This is a genomic window from Phocaeicola dorei (assembly GCF_013009555.1).
GTDB classification, from domain to species: Bacteria; Bacteroidota; Bacteroidia; order Bacteroidales; family Bacteroidaceae; genus Phocaeicola; species Phocaeicola dorei.
On the sequence record NZ_CP046176.1, the window covers coordinates 1 to 14,166 of the forward strand.

Annotated in this window: 10 protein-coding genes; 5 read left to right on the forward strand and 5 right to left on the reverse strand. The window is 45.7% G+C overall.

From position 1 onward, the window contains the following. Positions 1-59: 59 nt before the first annotated feature. The 4 genes from mnmG to ybeY form a co-directional block, all read right to left on the reverse strand. Complete coding sequence (gene mnmG, locus GKD17_RS00005; RefSeq protein ID WP_007834316.1) at positions 60-1,931, reverse strand: tRNA uridine-5-carboxymethylaminomethyl(34) synthesis enzyme MnmG; 1,872 nt, start codon at positions 1,929-1,931, stop codon at positions 60-62. A gap of 146 nt (positions 1,932-2,077) precedes the next feature. Then, entirely contained in the window at positions 2,078-3,778 is a 1,701-nt protein-coding gene (locus tag GKD17_RS00010; RefSeq protein ID WP_007834317.1) for a flotillin family protein, read from the reverse strand. 25 nt (positions 3,779-3,803) lie between these two features. After that, a complete protein-coding gene (locus GKD17_RS00015) occupies positions 3,804-4,337 on the reverse strand; it encodes a hypothetical protein (protein ID WP_007834318.1) in 534 nt (177 codons plus the stop codon). A 234-nt stretch (positions 4,338-4,571) separates the two neighbouring features. Beyond that, a complete protein-coding gene (gene ybeY / locus GKD17_RS00020) occupies positions 4,572-4,988 on the reverse strand; it encodes an rRNA maturation RNase YbeY (protein ID WP_007834320.1) in 417 nt (138 codons plus the stop codon). A 170-nt stretch (positions 4,989-5,158) separates the two neighbouring features. Between ybeY and GKD17_RS00025 the strand changes: the two genes are divergently transcribed. Genes GKD17_RS00025 through GKD17_RS00045 form a run of 5 tightly spaced genes read left to right on the forward strand, consistent with a single transcriptional unit; the run spans position 5,159 to position 12,780 of the window. Next, a complete protein-coding gene (locus GKD17_RS00025; RefSeq protein ID WP_007834321.1) occupies positions 5,159-6,412 on the forward strand; it encodes a TolC family protein in 1,254 nt (417 codons plus the stop codon). Between the two features lie 24 nt (positions 6,413-6,436). Next, on the forward strand, positions 6,437-7,534 hold the full coding sequence (locus GKD17_RS00030) for an efflux RND transporter periplasmic adaptor subunit (protein ID WP_007834322.1): 1,098 nt from the start codon (positions 6,437-6,439) through the stop codon (positions 7,532-7,534). Positions 7,535-7,543: 9 nt separating this feature from the next. Then, entirely contained in the window at positions 7,544-10,669 is a 3,126-nt protein-coding gene (locus GKD17_RS00035) for an efflux RND transporter permease subunit (RefSeq protein WP_007834323.1), read from the forward strand. A 39-nt stretch (positions 10,670-10,708) separates the two neighbouring features. After that, complete coding sequence (locus GKD17_RS00040; protein ID WP_007834324.1) at positions 10,709-11,383, forward strand: response regulator transcription factor; 675 nt, start codon at positions 10,709-10,711, stop codon at positions 11,381-11,383. Between the two features lie 44 nt (positions 11,384-11,427). Further along, positions 11,428-12,780: a sensor histidine kinase gene (locus GKD17_RS00045; RefSeq protein WP_007834326.1), complete on the forward strand. Its 1,353-nt coding sequence runs from the start codon at positions 11,428-11,430 to the stop codon at positions 12,778-12,780. Here the strand turns inward: GKD17_RS00045 and GKD17_RS00050 are convergent. Further along, on the reverse strand, positions 12,766-13,998 hold the full coding sequence (locus GKD17_RS00050; RefSeq protein ID WP_007834327.1) for a nucleoside recognition domain-containing protein: 1,233 nt from the start codon (positions 13,996-13,998) through the stop codon (positions 12,766-12,768). The two genes, GKD17_RS00045 and GKD17_RS00050, sit on opposite strands and share 15 nt — an antisense overlap. Between the last annotated feature and the right edge of the window lie 168 nt (positions 13,999-14,166).

Genomic DNA, 14,166 nt, shown 5'->3' on the forward strand with positions numbered 1-14,166 from the left:
AACCAGTGTTTTATTGTTAGTCTATTAAATTACTTGTTTCACGTGAAACATACCTTGTTTCACCGCCCCAGCAGAACTAGTAGGACGTTGATGTCGCTAGGAGAGATACCCGGTATGCGGCTGGCTTGGGCCAATGTTTCGGGATCTATCTTCATCAGTTTCTGCCGGGCTTCGGTAGAGAGCGAATTCAATGAGTTGTAGTCGAACTTGCCTTTGATGCGGATGGCTTCCAAGCGATGTATCTTTTCTGCGATCATTCGCTCTCGGTCAATGTATCCCTGATATTTGATCAGTACTTCGGCGGCTTCAATCACTTCTTCTTTACGGTCGGTAATTTGGTCCAGCATGGCTTTGAAAGCCGGAATGTGCCCGGCTATATTTTCGATGGTAATCTGCGGACGGTTCAGCAGGTCGATTAGTTTGCAGCCGTGTGTCAGACGGGCAGTACCCAAACTTTCCAAAGCATCATTGATTAATGCGGCTTTAATGGAGAAGGTCTTGGCAAAGTCGATGATTTGGTTCACGGCTTCCCGTTTGCTGCAAAGATGTTCGTAACGGTCTTGTTTTACCAGACCTAGTTTGTAGGCACGTTCAGTGAGGCGCATATCTGCATCGTCTTGTCGGAGCAGGATGCGGTATTCGGCACGGGAGGTGAACATACGATAAGGTTCGTCCACACCTTTTGTAACCAGATCGTCAATCAAGACACCGATGTAGGCCTCGTCCCGTCCCAGTGTGAACGGCTCGCCACCGTGGCAGTTGATGTGTGCGTTGATACCGGCAATGATTCCCTGTCCGCCTGCTTCTTCGTAACCGGTGGTCCCGTTTACTTGTCCGGCAAGGAACAGGTTCTTTATTATTTTCGATTCCAACGTATGTTTCAGTTGGGTGGGGTCGAAGTAATCGTATTCGATAGCGTATCCCGGACGATAAACTACCAAGTCCTTAAATGCGGGTACTTTCTTCAATGCCGCCAACTGTATGTCCATGGGCAGTGAAGAAGAGAACCCGTTCAGGTAAAGTTCTTGTGTGGTTTCTCCTTCGGGTTCCAGGAAAAGCTGATGTTGCGGCTTGTCGGGGAAGGTTACGATTTTGGTTTCTATGCTGGGACAATAACGCGGTCCGATGCTTTGGATTTGTCCGTTGAAAAGGGGAGAGTCGGGCAGACCTTTGCGCAGTACCTCGTGCACCTCTTCGTTGGTAAAGCAGGTCCAGCATTGCAGTTGTTTCAGCTTGCGCGGTTCGCTCATGAACGAAAAGCGGTGGAAGTCGTTTTCTCCGTCCTGTGTTTCCATCAGCTCATAGTGTACGCTGCGTCCGTCTATGCGGACAGGCGTACCGGTCTTCATACGTCCGGCAGTGATTCCGTGGTGGGTGATTGATTCGGTCAGATGGTAGGAAGCTGGTTCGGCCATGCGTCCTCCTGCCAGTTGTTTATGCCCGATGTGCATCAGTCCGTTCAGGAAGGTTCCTGCGGTGAGCACGATACATTTTGCATGGAAAGTCACTCCCCAGCAAGTCATGACTCCGGTCGCTTCACCGTTTTCCACGATTAGTTCTTCTACAGTATCTTGCCAAATGTGCAGATTGGGAGTGTTCTCCAGAATCTCGCGCCATGCCCAGATAAACTTGCCGCGGTCACACTGGGCACGGGGGCTCCACATAGCGGGACCTTTGGAACGGTTGAGCATACGGAACTGTATGGCTGTACGGTCTGTAACCAGTCCCATATAGCCACCTAATGCGTCTATCTCTCTTACGATTTGTCCCTTGGCAATTCCACCTACGGCAGGGTTACAACTCATTTGCCCGATTTTGTTCATATCCATGGTAATCAGGCAGGTCTTCGAACCCATGTTGGCTGCGGCCGCAGCTGCCTCACAGCCTGCGTGTCCGGCGCCTATTACAATAACGTCGTACTTAAAATCCATTGATTTATTTCTTTTTACCGATTGCAAAATTACGAATTTTACTCTGTAAAGCGGTGATAATACGGCTAAAAAGAATGTGTGGCGACAGAAATCTGCTTCTGCCGCCACATCATACAAACACTATTTCTAAAGTAAACTATTTCCTGTTATTTCTTGTCCGGAGCAGGAGGGGTGTCGGACGGGCGTTTCTTTCCGTCCTTGTCTACCGGTTTAAACTCCTCTTTCTCCGGTTCATTCTGTGCGTTTTCTTTCGAGGAAGGATTGACAATGTTCTGATAGGTATCATGAATGGGAAGTTTGTCTAGGATACCCAGTGCAGGAGCTACTTTGCTGACGACGTTCTGCAAGAAATTAGATGTCGTGCCGTTGCCGCCGTCAAAAACAGTAATATTCCCCAGTTGAATATGTTCAAATGCCTTAACCTGTTCCGAAGCGATTTCCTTCCATTGGTCAACCATCTTGTATTGGATGGCGATTTCGGGATTGCGTTCGGCAGCTTTCACCATGGCCTCGAAGCCTTCTGCTTCGGCCAGCAAGGACTTCTTCTTACCTTCCGCTTCTGCCTCCAGCTTCATCTGGATGGCCTTGGCTTCCGCCTGTGCTTTTGCCAGGATAGCTTCCGCTTCTGCATTTGCCTTACGTTTTATTTGCTCAGCCAATGCGTCCGCATCCAAGATAGCTTGCTGTTTGGCTATTTCGGCAGGAACAATCTTATCCGCTTTTAAAGCCTGTTCTACTTTGCGGGCTTTCGCTTCTTCTATCTCACGCTGTGCGTTTTCCTGTGCAGTGAGGACAGCAGCTTGCGTTCTGGCCTGTGCTTCACCGGCTTTTCTAGAGGCTTCCGCCTTGGTAACTTCCAGTTCCGCATTACTTTCGGCAACCTCTTTGGCAGCGTTATTTTGCCCGATGGCCGATTTCTTTTGTGCTTCCGCCTGCTTTATCTCCATATCGGACTGGAGCTCTGCAGTACGACTCTCCTGTTCGGTACGCGCCTGTTCCTTGTTTACTTCCATAGAGGCGCTGGCTTTGGCGATACGTGATTCTTTTTCGGCGTTTTCTTCCGCTACTTTCGATTCACGTTCCTTGTCGGCTATGGCTACTTTAATCTCCTCGTCACGTTGCGTATCGGCCAGTTGAGTGTTCTTGTCGCGGTTGGTTTCTGCTACTTTGGTGGCGCGCTCTTTTTGCTGTTCTGCAATCTTGATGGCCCCCAGTTTCTGCTGTTCTTCAATGTTGGCTAAGGCTTCATTCTTGGCTTTCGCTTCGGCTTCTTTTCCCAGATTGACGATATAGTCGGCTTCATCACGGATGTCGCTGATGTTGATGTTCATCAGGTAAAGGCCGAATTTCTTCAATTCGGAATCGATGTTTTTGCGGCAGTTCTCAAGGAATGTATCACGGTCGCTGTTCAGTTGTTCGATAGTCATATCGGCGATGACCAAACGCATTTGTCCGTAAACAACGTCTTTAATCAGTTCCTGTTGTGCCTCGATGTTCAGTCCCAGCAAGCGTTCGGCCGCATTCTGCATGACTTCGGGCTCTGTGCTTACGGCCACAGTGATGGTAGTGGGCACATCTACGCGGATGTTTTGTTTGGAGATGGCGCCGGTCAGTTTGCAGTCAATCTGCATGGGTTTCATGTTCAGGAAAGAGTATCCCTGAATGATGGGCCATACAAAAGCGGCTCCTCCGTGATACAGTTTAGCCGATTTCTTATCGCCGGTCTTACCATATACTACCAATACCTCGTCGCTCTTGCACTTGCGGTAACGACTTAAAATCCCGACGATGGTCAGGACGATGACAGCTACCAGAATAGCTGCATAAATGAGAATCTGCTCATCCATAAATGATTGCGTTTTTAGGGTTTATTTAATCAATATAATAGATTCCTTCCTTGTAATCCTTCAGTGTGAGGATATCGCCTTCCTGATAGCTTTTACCCTGTATGCTCCGCACGGTAAGTTCTCTTTGTGCACCATTGATGGCGATATAGACCACGTATTCTGTTCCTGCCTGTCCTTGTTCCTGACAGCGGGTATATATTTCGCATTTCCTGCCTATTAATTCTTCTCCCTGTTCGGGCTTATTTTCTTGTTTCAGCTTATAGCAGAGCTTATAAATCCAAGCTAGGACGAAAACAAAAAAGCTGCCGCTTATCACGGCGCCCAGATAATGCAAGACAATGTAGGGAGGCTGGCATAAATACATGAACCAACCGAAACCCATGCAGAAATGAATCAGCCCTTTGAAGGAGAGCACGCTGCTCATGTCTATATCGGCGTTGCCGTCGGCATTGACGTCTATGTCGGTGTCCATATTGCCGAAAAAGATGGATAAGATGAATTGCAGAAGAAAGATTCCCGTACTTACTAATGCAGCGAAAAAATATACGTTAGCTTCCATTTGAGTGATATATTTTGTGTTTATCTGTTTTTTCAATTCACAAAATAAAGCAATTAATCCGGAAAAGCAAGAAGATAAGGGAATAAATGTAGCTGCATGTATAGCTTTCGACGTTTTTATCCGTCCGGCGGAAAGTTTTCCCTAACTATTGGCATGTCTTTGAAAAGTTACGGGCAATCATTCGTGCGCACTATGCCCGTAACTTTTATAGGTTGTTCTACCTTGTATGTCCTGTTATAGGGAAACCAATGCCAGCGCCTTGTTCTCGGCAGCTTCCATAATCTCCCGTTCACCGGGCCCTTTGTCGTTGATGCCGCACAAGTGCAGGATACCATGAATAATCACCCGGTGAAGCTCGCGGTCGTAGGGTTGCTCAAACTGTTCCGCATTGGTGCGGACAGTATCCAGACTGATGAATAAATCACCGGAAATGCGATTACCTTCGCAATAGTCGAAAGTGATGATATCCGTGTAATAATCATGTTGCAGATACTGCTGGTTTACTTCCAGTATTTTATCGTCCGAGCAGAAGATATAAGCGATTTCTCCCACTCTTTTTCCATAGCAGGCGGCTACCTCTTTAATCCATTCGGTGGTTTCTTTCTTTTTGATATCGGGCATCTTTACCCCATCGGTTTGATAACTTATCATAGAATAACAAATTAGAAATGACAGGCAAAGATAGGTAAAGTATCTTGTTAGCGGTTCACTTTCGGGATATTTTCTAATAACTTTCTAATCTGGTCTGAGTTGATTATAATCGGTTTCACTTCTCATCGGGAAAAGGGCGTTGTACTTTTGTCACCCAAAAACAGAAAACAATGAAACAACGTGCTATTCTTTTCTTTTTTATAGGCATAATGACAGGAATACTGCAGGCACAGACCTTGACTCTGAAAGATGCCGGACAGCTTTTTCTGAAGCAGAACCTGTCTCTTATTGCAGCCCGGTATGATATGGACATTGCTCAGGCACAGGTATTGCAGGCCAGACTTTTTGAGAATCCCGTTATCTCGTTAGAGCAAAATGTGTACAATAGGCTGAATGGAAAATACTTTGACATGGGAAAGGACGGGGAGTCAGGAGTGGAGATAGAGCAGGTTATCAGTATTGCCGGGCAGCGTAGTAACCGTATCCGTCTGGAAAAAGTGAACAAGGAAATGGCCGGATATCAGTTTCAGGAAATCATGCGCACCTTGCATAGTGAGCTGAACGAACGATTTGTCGAGACTTATTTTCTGACTAGAAATATGGCTGTTTATGAAAAAGAAATAACTTCGTTGGAGCGCCTTCTGGCTGAGATGAAACTTCAACAACAGAAAGGAAACATTTCACTGATGGAAGCCTCGCGTCTGGAGGCCATGTTGCTTTCATTGAAGAAGGAAAGGAATGAGCAGGAGAATCAGCTGGTTGCCGCCCGGGGAGAATTGAACCTTCTTCTGAGCCTTCCTGCTGATGCGCGTCCTGAACTGCTACTGGATGAAAGTATGTTGAAACAGCTGGACTTGTCACAACTCTCTTATGCGGACTTGATGGCACGTATGACTGGACGTCCCGATTTAAAACTGGCCCGTACCTATATCCGTGCTTCGCAGGCGAACCTTAAACTTCAGAAGTCGCTGGCTTTTCCCGAAGTATCCTTTAAAGGGACTTATGACCGTGCCGGTAATTTTATCAATAATTACTTTGCTGTGGGGATCAGTTTCTCTGTTCCTATATTTAACCGTAATCAGGGTAATATAAAGTCGGCCCGCATCGAAATCATGAAAGCGGATAAGGAAAAGGAGTATGCCATGGGAAAAGCGGAGATGGAGCTTTTTACCGCTTATTCGCAGCTGGAGAAGGCGATGAATCTTTATCAGTCGGTGGATAGTGATTTGGAGCAGAACTTTGAGAAACTGATAGCGGGAGTGAATGAAACGTTCCGGAAACGTAGTATCAGTCTGTTGGAATTTATAGACTATTATGAGAGTTATAAAGAAACTTGTATACAGTTATATGACACACGTAAGGACTTGCTTCTGGCTATGGAGAATTTGAACCGAGTTATCGGACAAAATGTATTTAATTATTAATAACTTATCAATCAGAGAACAACAATGAATCAGAATATCTTTTTACTGGGCTTATTTTTTCCTCTTCTTTGTAACTGTTCGGCACCGGCTGAACAAACAGACACGACCAATGGGGGGATCTTCCTGACAGACAGTTTGAAACAAGTAGTGGCCATTGATACTGTAAGTATACAGGAGGTCACGATGGAACTTACCCTGAACGGTCGTGTTACTTTCAACCAAGAACAGGTGGCACGGGTGTATCCCATATTCGGGGGGACGGTGACGGAAGTCCATGCGGAAACGGGAGATTATGTGCAGAAAGGTGAGGTTCTGGCCGTAATCCGTAGCGGGGAAGTGGCCGACTATGAGAAACAGCAGAAAGATGCTGCCCAACAAGTGCTTACCGCCCGGCGTGCCATGGATGCGACTCAGGACATGTATGTTTCGGGCATAGCTTCGGAGCGCGATATGCTCCAGGCAAAGCAAGAACTGGCCGCAGCCGAGGCGGAGGATAAAAGGGTGAAGGAAGTTTTCTCCATTTATCATCTGTTGGGTAATTCCTTTTATCAAGTGAAGTCTCCGGTAGCGGGATTTATTGTCAATAAAAACATCAGCAAAGATATGCAGATACGTTCAGACCAGAGTGAGGAATTATTTACTGTATCGGGGTTGGAGAATGTCTGGGTGATGGCCGATGTCTATGAAAGTGATATCAGCAAAGTATGTGCAGGAGACAGGGTGGAGATTACTACACTGGCTTATCGGAACAGGAGTTTCGGAGGCACTATAGACAAAGTGTATCAGGTGCTGAATGACGAGAGTAAAACGATGAGCGTGCGCATAAAATTGCAAAATAAGGATTATCTGCTGAAGCCGGGTATGTTTACCAATGTAAAGGTGACTTGCAAGGCATCCGAGGAACGGATGGCACGGATAGACCCTCATTCGCTGGTTTTTGAGAATGGGAAGAATTATGTGGTAGCGGTAGACGGCGACGGCAGTCTTCAGGTGAAAGAGGTGGAGATTTACAAGCGGTCGGATAAGGAATGCTATCTCCGTTCCGGTGTTACCGGAGGCGATAAGATTCTTAACAAAAATGTTCTGTTGGTTTATAATGCTTTGAATGACGATTCTAAATAGAAGGAAAGTATGCATAAGTTTATTGATAATATAGTAGCTTTTTCACTGAAAAATAAATTTTTTATATTTTTCTGTACCACGATAGCGGTCATTGCAGGGGCGATATCTTTCAAACATACACCTGTAGATGCTTTTCCCGATGTGACGAACACGAAAGTGACCATAATCACCCAGTGGCCGGGGAGAAGTGCGGAAGAGGTGGAGAAATTCATCACTATCCCTGTTGAAATAGCGATGAATCCTGTTCAGAAGAAGACTGATATCCGTTCTACCACTCTTTTCGGTCTGTCTGTTATCAATGTGATGTTTGAGGACGATGTCGATGATTTCACAGCTCGCCAGCAGGTGTATAACTTGTTGAATGATGCTGATTTACCGGAAGGGGTCACTCCTGAAGTACAGCCGCTTTATGGCCCGACGGGAGAGATTTACCGCTACACTTTGCGCAGTGGCAAGCGTGATGTGCGCGAATTGAAAACAATTCAGGACTGGGTGATAGACCGCAATCTCCGTGCTGTGCCGGGTGTGGCTGATATTGTGAGTTTCGGTGGCGAGGTAAAGACTTTCGAAGTCAGTGTGAATCCCCATCAACTGATAAATTACGGTATTACTTCATTGGAGCTGTATGATGCTATTGCAAAGAGTAATATCAATGTCGGAGGAGATGTGATTACTAAGAGCTCACAGGCCTATGTGGTGCGTGGAATCGGATTAATCAATGATTTGGAGGAAATCCGGAATATTGTAGTGAAGAATATCAACGGTACGCCTGTATTGGTCCGTCATTTGGCGGATGTGCACGAATCCTGTTTGCCCAGACTGGGACAAGTAGGACGCATGGAGGAAGATGATGTGGTGCAAGGCATTATCGTCATGCGGAAAGGAGAAAATCCGGGTGAGGTGATTGCTGCCTTGAAGCATAAAATAGCAGAACTGAATACAGGGATTCTGCCCGAGGATGTGGAGATTGTTCCATTCTATGATCGTGAGAACTTAGTCAATCTGGCTGTTCATACGGTGACTCATAATCTTATTGAGGGTATATTGTTAGTTACGTTTATCGTTTTAATTTTTATGGCGGATTGGCGGACGACAGTGATTGTCGGCATCGTGATTCCGTTGGCGCTGCTCTTTGCCTTTATCTGCCTTAGAGCGATGGGAATGTCTGCCAATCTGCTTTCTATGGGAGCGATAGATTTCGGCATCATCATTGATGGCGCCGTGGTGATGGTAGAAGGGGTTTTTGTGGCGCTGGACAGAAAAGCGTACGAGGTGGGAATGCCTGCGTTCAACCGGATGTCGAAAATGGGGCTTATCCGGAGCACTGCCAAAGATAAGGCGAAAGCGGTGTTCTTCTCCAAATTGATTATTATCACAGCGTTGGTGCCTATATTCTCTTTTCAGAAAGTGGAAGGAAAGATGTTCTCTCCGTTGGCATATACATTGGGATTCGCACTGCTGGGGGCTTTGATCTTCACTTTGACACTGGTTCCTGTCCTGTCTTCTATGTTGCTGAAACGTGATGTCCGTGAGAGGAATAACTGTATCGTCCGTTTTATCAATGAAAAAGCTTCGTTGCTGTTCGACCGGTTTCATGCCCGTCGCAGTCTCACTATCGGACTCTCTACGGTGGTGGCGGTTTTCGGATTGTGGCTTTTTACTTTCTTGGGAACGGAGTTTCTTCCTCAGCTGAATGAAGGTTCCATTTATGTACGCGCCACGCTTCCGCAAAGCATCGCTTTGGATGAATCGGTGGAGCTGGCCAACACCATGCGTCGTAAACTGATGGCTTATCCCGAAGTGAGACAAGTGATGTCCCAAACCGGACGACCGAATGACGGAACAGATGCGACCGGTTTCTATAATATTGAATTTCATGTAGACATCTATCCCGAGAAAGAATGGGAGAGCAAACTGACCAAACTGGAACTGATTGATAAGATGCAGCAGGATTTATCCATTTATCCGGGCATCGACTTCAACTTCTCACAGCCTATATCGGATAATGTGGAGGAGGCGGCATCGGGGGTAAAGGGCTCTATTGCGGTGAAAGTGTTCGGCAAGGACTTATATGAGTCACAGAAACTTGCCGTACAGATTGATAAGATTTTGGGGACTGTGGAAGGTATTGAAGATTTGGGAGTAATCCGTAACATCGGCCAGCCTGAACTGCGTATCGAACTGGATGAACAGAAACTGGCACGATACGGGGTAGCGAAAGAAGATGTGCAGTCCATCATCGAGATGGCTATCGGCGGAAAATCGGCCTCTTTACTTTATGAAGATGAACGGAAGTTCAATATTATGGTGCGTTATAATCCGGAATTCCGTCAGAACGAAGATCAGATAGGCAAGATATTGGTTCCGGCCAGCGATGGAGCCATGATACCTGTCAAGGAATTGGCGGATATCCGTACCATTACAGGACCCTTACTTATTTTCAGGGACAACCACACTCGTTTCTGTGCGGTCAAATTCTCCGTGCGGGGACGGGACATGGGAACGGCGGTGGCAGAGGCACAAAAGAAAGTAAATGCCGCGATCCATCTTCCTGAAGGATATTCTTTGAAATGGACGGGAGATTTTGAGAACCAGCAACGGGCGTCCAAGCGTTTGGCCCAGGTGGTTCCTGTGAGTATCGCTATTATCTTTGTCATTCTGTTTGTACTTTTTTCGAATGCCAGAGATGCAGGACTGGTGCTGCTGAATGTACCTTTTGCAGCCGTGGGAGGTATTGCCGCATTGTTGCTGACGGGATTTAATTTCTCAATTTCTGCGGGGATCGGTTTCATTGCTTTATTCGGTATCTGTATTCAGAATGGGGTGATTATGATTTCGGATATCAAGCATAATCTGCATACACGGCTATCCTTGCCGGATGCGGTGAAAACAGGAATGCGCTCGCGTATCCGTTCCATTGTAATGACGGCGGCCATGGCGGCTATCGGGTTGATGCCTGCTGCCATGAGTCATGGCATAGGTTCCGAATCACAGCGCCCGCTAGCTATTGTTATTATTGGCGGTTTGATAGGAGCCACTTTTTTTGCCTTGTTCGTATTTCCGCTGATTGTGGAGTGGGTTTATAGCAAGATGTTGTATGATAAAGAAGGTAATCTGCTGCAAAGAAAATTATAATGATGTATATTTGCAACCGACAGAAAAACAGATTTGTTTATGGCAAAAATAATATTGGTAGAGGATGAGATAAATATTGCCTCGTTCATTGAAAGAGGGCTTCGTGAGTTCGGTCACGAGGTCTCTGTGGTGTACGATGGTAATGCGGGATGGGAACTGCTTCAGAATGAGTCTTTTGATTTGTTGATATTGGATATCATTATGCCGGGTATGAACGGGTTGGAACTGTGCCGCATGTACCGGCAGCGTTTCGGCTATCACTCTCCTGTTGTTATGCTGACTGCGCTTGGAACTACAGACGATATTGTGAAAGGACTGGATGCCGGAGCGGATGATTATCTGGTGAAACCGTTTAGCTTTCAGGAACTCGAGGCGCGTATCAAGGCTTTGCTCCGCCGGAGTAAGGAGGTTCCTGTACAGCAATTGGTTTGTGGGGATTTGATTTTGGACTGTACGTTGCGGCGTGCTCGCCGGGGAAACATGGATATTGATCTTACGGTAAAGGAATATCGGTTATTAGAGTATTTTTTGTTGCATCAAAGGGCGGTGCTTTCCCGGCTTACGCTATTACGTGATGTGTGGGATAAGAATTTTGACACCAATACGAATGTAGTGGATGTATATGTGAATTATTTGCGCGCCAAAATAGATAAAGGTTTTGAGGACAAGTTGATACATACAGTGGTGGGTGTGGGCTATATGATGACTGATTGAAAAGTATCTTTAGGATATAGAGAAACTTAAAAGAAAGGATAGACATGAAGATTGGACCTAAAATAGCTTTGTTTTATTCCCTCATTACGATGTGTGCCATTATCATGGTGATGAGCGTGTTCTATTTGTTCAGCTCTCGCTATATCAACCGTCTGTATGAGTCTTATTTGCGGGAGAAGGCATTTATCACTGCTCAGAAATATTGGGAAAAAGATGAAGTTGACGAACAGAGCTATCGGTTAATCCAGCAGAAATATGATGAGCTGCTGCCGCAAGCAAGGGAAGTATTATTGAATATGGACACGTTGGCACACGTCAAGGACACGTTGGGAAAATATCTCAATGCCAGTCAGCAGGAAAGACTTTTTCATGGTGACGGTACTCCGGTGACTTTTAAATATAAGAAAGAATTGGGTGCGGCTCTCTATTATCCGGATAATGAAGGATATTTTATTGTCTTTGTCTTCTCTGAAAACACTTATGGCAAGGAGATACAGGAGCATATTTTGCTACTTTCGGTTACTCTCGTTGTCATCAGTTCTATTTTTATTTTTTTTATCGGGCGTGTTTATTCTAACCGGATTCTTACTCCCCTGCAACATATCTTGAAAGAATTGAAGCGTATCCGCGCCAATAACCTGAATGTACGTCTGAGAAGCTATGGGAACAAGGATGAGCTGGATCAGCTGATTGTGTCACTGAATGGGATGCTGGATCGTATTGACACAGCGTTTAAATCCGAGAAATCATTTGTCAGCAACGCTTCCCATGAATTGAACAACCCGCTTACTGCTATTCAGGGGGAGTGCGAAATAGCCCTTCTGAAAGAGCGTAGCACTTCGGAATATATGGATTCTTTGGAACGTATCTCGGTAGAGAGCAAACGTATTTCTCTGCTGATAAAGTCTTTGCTGTTTTTATCCCGTCAGGATAAGGATATCCTAGCAAATACGGTAGAGGATGTTTGCCTGCCTCGGATGCTGAGGGAGCAGTATGTCGGCCGTCCTCGTATTCGTCTGTCTTCCACACTTAGGGAGGAGAATGACTTTATTGTCCGTGCCAATCCTTATTTATTGGGAATAGCCCTTCAGAATGTAGTGGATAATGCTTGTAAATATTCGGATAAGGATGTGGAAATCAGCTTGTTCGAAAAGGAGGGCCGGAGAGTGGTGGAAATCAGGGACCAGGGTATTGGTATTCCTCAAGAAGAGGTAGAATTGATTTTTCAATCTTTCTATCGTGCTAGTAATACACGTTCTTACAAGGGGCAAGGCATCGGGCTAAGCCTTTCTTTGAAAATTATATCTACTTACGGCGGCCAAATGGGAATCCATTCGGAAGAGGGACATTTTACCACCGTAAGTATAACTTTTCCTCTGTCCCTAGCCGAAGAATAAATAACAGATAAGAATAGCCGCAATCACTCCGGCCAAATCGGCCAGTAGTCCGCAAGGAACGGCGTGGCGTGTCCTCACTACTCCTACGCTACCGAAATATACTGCCAGGATATAAAAGGTAGTGTCTGTGGAACCTTGAAAGATACAGGCCAGTCTGCCTACGAAAGAATCGGGACCGTATGTAGTCATGGCATCCACCATCAATCCGCGTGCTCCGCTTCCACTCAATGGTTTCATCAGTGCTGTGGGAAGTGCTCCTACGAAATCACTGTCGATACCGCATAGCTTTACGGCTCTGTCAATGCCGTCAATCAAATAGTCCATCGCACCCGATGCACGGAAGACACCGATGCCTACCAGTATGGCTACCAGGTAAGGAATGATGCGTACGGCAGTGTTGAATCCTTCTTTGGCCCCTTCAACAAAGGAGTCGTAGACATTGATTTTTTTTCTGATCCCTGCTACAATGAAGCCGATGATGATAAGAAATAGAAAGACATTGGCAAAGGTAGTGGAGTAAATATCTATCTGGTTTCGTGACAAGGTATTGAAGAAATAAATAATTCCTGTTACCAGCAAACTCATTCCCCCTAAGAAGAAGAGGATGGTACGGTTAAACAGGTTGATTCTCTGATAAATGCTTACAGCGACAATACCTGCCAAGGTAGAGAAGAAGGTTGCCAGCAGGATGGGGACAAATATGTCTGTAGGTTGGGCAGCACCTAGTTGAGCGCGATATACCATGATGCTGATAGGAATCAGAGTCAGCCCCGAAGTATTCAGTACCAGGAACATAATCATGGGATTACTGGCAGTATCTTTCTTGGGGTTCAGTTCTTGTAGGCCCTCCATTGCTTTCAGTCCTAAGGGAGTGGCGGCATTATCTAGTCCCAGCATATTGGCTGCCAGATTCATAAAGATGCTACCTGTCACAGGATGTCCTTTGGGGATATCGGGAAAAAGTTTACTGAACAGAGGTCCCAGCAATCGGGAAAACAGAGCGATGACTCCGCCTTGTTCGCCTATTCTCATGATACCCAGCCAAAGGGAAAGGACACCGGTCAGTCCCAGTGAAATTTCAAATGCAGTTTTGGAAGAACTGAAAGTAGAGTTGATAATTTCGGGAAACACTTGTGTGTCGCCAAGGAAAACGAGTCGCATCAACGCTACTACGAAGGCTATCAGAAAAAAGGCTATCCAAATGTAGTTCAGAACCATATCGCTAGTTTTATTAGTAATAACTCGGACAAAAGTAGTCAATTTATTCGTTTTTGAATTAGAAAAGATTCAATTCTCTTATTTTTATTTCCAATCTTTGTTTGAACACGATAGCAAAATAGTATGAAATGATTTTAAGAGCAAACTACTCTCTCATTTGATTATTTC

Bases quoted from the DNA above. Each gene is read 5' to 3' on its own strand.
- GKD17_RS00035 (WP_007834323.1), top strand. From the start codon at position 7,544: ATGCATAAGTTTATTGATAATATAGTAGCTTTTTCACTGAAAAATAAA.
- GKD17_RS00025 (WP_007834321.1), top strand. From the start codon at position 5,159: ATGAAACAACGTGCTATTCTTTTCTTTTTTATAGGCATAATGACAGGA.
- GKD17_RS00030 (WP_007834322.1), top strand. From the start codon at position 6,437: ATGAATCAGAATATCTTTTTACTGGGCTTATTTTTTCCTCTTCTTTGT.
- GKD17_RS00050 (WP_007834327.1), bottom strand. From the start codon at position 13,998: ATGGTTCTGAACTACATTTGGATAGCCTTTTTTCTGATAGCCTTCGTA.
- GKD17_RS00045 (WP_007834326.1), top strand. From the start codon at position 11,428: ATGAAGATTGGACCTAAAATAGCTTTGTTTTATTCCCTCATTACGATG.
- GKD17_RS00010 (WP_007834317.1), bottom strand. From the start codon at position 3,778: ATGGATGAGCAGATTCTCATTTATGCAGCTATTCTGGTAGCTGTCATC.
- ybeY (WP_007834320.1), bottom strand. From the start codon at position 4,988: ATGATAAGTTATCAAACCGATGGGGTAAAGATGCCCGATATCAAAAAG.
- mnmG (WP_007834316.1), bottom strand. From the start codon at position 1,931: ATGGATTTTAAGTACGACGTTATTGTAATAGGCGCCGGACACGCAGGC.
- GKD17_RS00040 (WP_007834324.1), top strand. From the start codon at position 10,709: ATGGCAAAAATAATATTGGTAGAGGATGAGATAAATATTGCCTCGTTC.
- GKD17_RS00015 (WP_007834318.1), bottom strand. From the start codon at position 4,337: ATGGAAGCTAACGTATATTTTTTCGCTGCATTAGTAAGTACGGGAATC.